Raw genomic sequence first — 3587 nt, 5'->3', positions numbered from 1 at the left:
GGGGGCGCCGGGGCGGGGGGGTTTCCGGCCGGTCACCGCCGCGCGGGTGCGATGGCCGCCGACACCGGCCGCGACGGCCCCGCCGCCGCCGCCCGGCAGGACCGCCACCACCCGCCCGGGGCCCGCACCGCGGCCGGCCAGGGCGTGGGCGATCCGGCAGCTCCACCGGTCGAGCCCGCGGTAGTCGAGCGTGCCCTCCGGGGAGCGCACCGCGACCGCCTCGGGGGCCTCCTGCACGCGCGCCGCGAACTCCCCGTCCAGGAAGGCCAGGTAGTCGCGGTACGGCCGCGCGGTGGCGGGGGCGGGCGCCCGGTGGGGCGCGGGGCGGCCGGAGAGGTCGAGTTCGGCCAGGGGCCGGTCCGGGCCGTCCTGCCCGAAGCGCAGCGCCCGGACGAGGTGGTCGGCGAAGCCCTCCGCCGTCGTCTCGCCGGGCAGGGTGCCGGTGAGGGCGACGGTGAACCCGTGCGGCCCGGTCACGGCCAGGGTCAGCCGGCCCCGCGGGTCGGGCGGGGCGTCGACGGTCACCTCGGCCGCGACGCCCGGCAGGTCCAGGACCGCCGCCGGGAGGTCCCGCCCCGCGAACACGGCGCGGATGGGGAAGTCCGGTACGTCGTCGGCCTCCGGTGCGGTGCGCACCCGGGCGACCAACTGGGCGGACGTCAGGGCGCCGGCGAGGTCCAGCCGGATCGCCCGGTGCTCCGGACCGTCCGCCACCGCCACCACCGCCTCGGCCGTCCCGGCGTACCTGCCGAGCACGGCCGCGAAGGCGGCGAGCACCCGCTCGGTGCCGGCGCCGTCGGGCAGCTCGCGGACCGCCCGCTCCCCCGGGAACCGGGCGCCCGGCCTGGGGCCGGGCCCGGGCGCCGGTGCGGCCCCGGTCCGCGCACGGTAGGCGGCGCCGAGGTCCCCGGTCAGCGCCGCGACCGACCACTCGTCGGCCCGCGCCGCGTCCACCGCGATCAGGAGCTCGTACGCCCCGGCGCCCAGCCCCGCCAGGCAGGCCCGCAGCCGGGGGCGGCCGGCGGCCCCGACCGGCCGGGCGGCCTCGTCCGCCGCCAGGTCCGCCAGGACGCGCCCCTGCTGCTCCCCGCCGGACCGCGCGAGGTCGATGACCCTCAGCCGGACCCGGCCGGGCCGCTCGCCCATGAGCTGCGGGTGCGCGGCCACCACGTCGTCGACGGCCGCGGACAGCGCGGTGACGTCCAGCTCGCCCGTCAGACGGGCGCGGAGCAGCGCGTTCGCGACGGAGGCCTTCGCGACGGAGGCGGTCACGACGGGCTCCCCGCCGTGCGGTCCGTCACGGCGGCGGCGAGCCCGGCGACGGTGGGGTCCTGGAGGAACGCGCGCAGCGGGAGGTCCACCCGGTACTCGTGCCGGACCCGGTCCATCAGGCGCGCGATCGCGAGGGAGTCGCCGCCGAGGAGGGTGAAGTCGTCGTCGCGGCCGATGTCCGCCAGGCCGAGGAGCTCGCTCCAGATCGCCGCGATCCCGGTCTCCGTCGGCCCCTTCGGCGGTTCCGCGGCCTCCGCCGCCCGCTGCAGCGCGACCCTCGGAAGGGAGCGGCGCTCCACCTTGCCGTTGAGCGTCCGGGGGATCGCCGCCATGCGGACGAACACCGAGGGCACCAGGCCGGGCACGAGGCGCTGCGCGGCGTGCGCGCGCAGGTCGGCGTCGGAGACGTCCGGGGCCACCACGTAGGCGACCAGGGCGGTCGTCACGTCCTCCGTGACCACCGCCGCGCAGACGTCCTGCACCCCGGGGCGGGCGCGCAGGGCGTTCTCGACCTCGCCGAGGTCGACGCGCACGCCGTGGACCTTGACCTGCTGGTCGCGGCGGCCGTACAGCTCCAGGCTCCCGTCGGGCCGCAACCTGCCGAGGTCGCCGGTGCGGTGGGTGGTGGCCGTGCCGCGCCACTCGTCGTCGCCGAGGTAGCCGAGGAGCGGGAACGGGACCTCGATCTCCACCTCGCCGAGCGCGTCCGGCGGGTCGCCGGGCCCGGTCAGGACCCGGGCCGACACGCCCGGCAGCGGCCGGCCGACCGGCACCAGCCGGGCGTGGGCGTCCTCCTCCGTCGTCCGGTGGAAGAGCTTCGTCATGGTCGTCTCGGACGGCCCGTACAGGTTGACCAGTTCCTTGCCGCCGCCGAACAGGCCGCGCCACCAGGCGACGTCCGAGGGCTGGAGCGGCTCGCCCGCGAGCAGCACGGCGCGCAGCGCCGGGAACGAGCCGGGGGTGAGGGCGGCGGAGCGCAGGGTGCGGAAGAGGGTCGGCACGCAGTGCAGGACCTCGACCTCGTGCTCGGTGAGCCAGCGCGCCAGGCCCTCGCCGACCGGCGTCCCGCCGGCCGGGGGCGCGCAGACGGTGCCGCCCGCGCACAGCGGGGCGAAGGCGTCGCGCAGGAACGCGTCGAAGCCCGGCGAGGTCAGCTGGGAGACCCTGGCGCCTGCGCCGATCCCGAACTCGGCGATCTCCCAGTCGACGAAGTGGTGGACCGCCCGGAGGCTGCCGCGGATGCCCTTGGGGCGCCCGGTCGTCCCCGAGGTGAAGTAGGCGTACCCGCGGTCCTCCGGGGCGGACCTCTGCCAGGCCTCCGCGGACCACGCCCGAGGCTCCAGCTCCTCCGGGCGGACGAGCCGTGCGGCGCCGGGCGGTTCGCGCTCCGCGAGCGCCGCGCGGCCCGGGGCGTCGGCCACGACCGCGCCCGGCCGCAGGGCGGCGAGCACGCCGTCCAGGACGGCCGCGGGCAGCCTGGGGTCGACCGGCGCGAAGGTGCGGCCGGCGGCCGCGCAGCCGAGGACGGCCGCGATCACCTCCACCGGGTCGGCGCAGGAGATCAGGACCGGGTCGGCGGGCCGCACCCCCTCGAAGGCGGCCTGGTAGCCGGCCACCCGGCCCGCCAGCTCTCCGTAACTCACCTCCCGCTCACCGGACTTGACGGCGCAGCGGGCGCCGTCGCGGGCCAGGCCGTCCGCCCATCGCGTCAGAACCGTCGGCGTGGTCATATCTCTCCGTTCCTGATCCGCCGTGCGATGACGGTCATCGGGTCGATGCTGGGCAGGTGGCGGGTCAGTCCGCGGGCCTCGATCGCCCTGGTCACCAGGTGCAGTTCGGTGCAGCCGGCGACGAACGCGGACGCCCGGTACTTCGGCAACAGGCCGCGGACGAAGTCCACCGTCGGGAGCCGGTCGGCGTTGCGCTTGAGCCGGTAGATGTGGTGGTGCAGCTGTTCCTGGTCGGCCTCATCGGGCAGGACCAGGCGCTGCGCGTACTGCGGCCACCGCTCGTGGCCGGTGAAGACGCCGGCCAGCACGCTGCCCCGGGTGCACAGCACGAGGTGCCGGCCGGGGCGTTCGGCGAGCTGCTCGAAGACCAGGTCCACCAGGGAGACGCAGCGCGAGCGCAGCGCCTCCGGCAGCAGCCGGATCGCGGGGTGCGCGGTGATGCAGGCCACCACGACGACGTCGGCGCCGGCGGTGAGCAGGCGCTCGACCGAGTCCTCCAGCGCGTCGCGGACGAGGCCGACCGTCCCGGACTGGATGGCGGTGGTGGGGGAGGGCACGGGCGGGGGGGCCCACACCCAGGAACCG

General features: G+C 77.8%; 2 protein-coding genes and 1 pseudogene. All 3 read right to left on the bottom strand.

Annotation, left to right across the window (positions count from 1 at the left end):
- A pseudogene (locus ACFV4F_RS37020) lies at nucleotides 1-1272 on the bottom strand (hypothetical protein); the annotation flags it as partial.
- Nucleotides 1269-3002, bottom strand: coding sequence for an AMP-binding protein (locus ACFV4F_RS37015; protein WP_380509414.1), 1734 nt, complete (start codon nucleotides 3000-3002; stop codon nucleotides 1269-1271). The pseudogene ACFV4F_RS37020 and the gene ACFV4F_RS37015, both read right to left, overlap by 4 nt.
- The coding region (locus ACFV4F_RS37010; protein WP_380509411.1) for an aspartate/glutamate racemase family protein at nucleotides 2999-3587 on the bottom strand (589 nt) is incomplete at its 5' end. The genes ACFV4F_RS37010 and ACFV4F_RS37015, both read right to left, overlap by 4 nt.

The sequence above is a fragment of the Kitasatospora sp. NPDC059722 genome (assembly GCF_042733235.1).
Lineage (GTDB): Bacteria > Actinomycetota > Actinomycetes > Streptomycetales > Streptomycetaceae > Kitasatospora.
Note: the sequence above shows the minus strand (reverse complement) of the source record. Positions and strands in the feature narration are given on the sequence as shown.

What these genes read in the sequence shown, in the direction of transcription:
- ACFV4F_RS37015 (WP_380509414.1), bottom strand. Translation starts at nt 3,002, where the DNA reads ATGACCACGCCGACGGTTCTGACGCGATGGGCGGACGGCCTGGCCCGC.